The organism is Agathobaculum sp. Marseille-P7918 (assembly GCF_900625105.1).
Lineage (GTDB): Bacteria > Bacillota > Clostridia > Oscillospirales > Butyricicoccaceae > Agathobaculum.
The window spans coordinates 1-805 of sequence record NZ_UYYD01000036.1 but is presented as its reverse complement, the minus strand read 5'-3'; the positions used below and the strand labels follow the sequence as shown (position 1 = coordinate 805).

1 protein-coding gene and 2 pseudogenes are annotated in these 805 nt (G+C 57.4%); all 3 read right to left on the bottom strand.

The genetic code is table 11. From position 1 onward, the window contains the following. Positions 1-188: pseudogene (locus tag EJL02_RS14060) on the bottom strand (VirB6/TrbL-like conjugal transfer protein, CD1112 family); the annotation flags it as partial. 11 nt (positions 189-199) lie between these two features. Further along, entirely contained in the window at positions 200-412 is a 213-nt protein-coding gene (locus EJL02_RS14055; protein WP_002578752.1) for a Maff2 family protein, read from the bottom strand. A 96-nt stretch (positions 413-508) separates the two neighbouring features. Further along, positions 509-805 (bottom strand): annotated as a pseudogene (locus tag EJL02_RS14050) (VirD4-like conjugal transfer protein, CD1115 family); the annotation flags it as partial.

Genomic DNA, 805 nt, shown 5'->3' with positions numbered 1-805 from the left:
GTTTCGGAAAGCTGGCGGATGAGGGAAAATACCCCGGCGTTCCACGCCGCCGGGGTAGTCCCCACCTGTACCGCAATCTCTCCGACTTGAGCATTGACGAAATCAAAGAGCCCCTCCAGGTTCCCCATGATCCCGCCAATCAGCAGCTCTTTGAGCCAGTCCGTGAGCCAGTCGGTGAGAAAATCCATAAGCCGCTACCTTAAAACAGGCCGGACAGCAGAGGGATCAGGGTGGTGCCCAGCAGGATGATGCCGCCGCCCGCCATGAGCTGCTTCATGCCCTGGCTTTTGGAGCCGGGATTATCGCTGCCGTACCCCTCCAGGAGATTGACAACGCCCCACACGCCCAGGCCAGCGCCGAGAGCCACAACAAGGGTCTGCAAAGTATCAATAGCGGAAGAAAAGAACTGCATATAGCCTCCATTTCTCCGGGGGTTTCCCCGGCCACGAAAAAAGCCGCCCATACAGGCGGCAGGTTACGACCTCTGGACACTTTGTCCAGAGGTGCTTTATACATAGGCATCCGGATCGTCCACATCGTCGTAGTTGAGGATGTCCTCGTCCTCGCTTACGGGCCCCGTGTCCGATACGTCTACCTCGTACACCTCACAAGCCTCGTTCAGCCCAGGCCGCCTGCGGCGGTTAATGAGCTTATCAAGGTCAAAGGCGTTTTTCTTTTTATCGGCCTCAGCCGTGTACTTGTAGTTAGGGTGCTGCTTCAAATCGTATTTGGACGAGAAGAACGGGGGCAGGCCCCGCAGCTGCAAAATGCACTTATCGCCCGGCATGGTAGCCAGCTCGCTGGG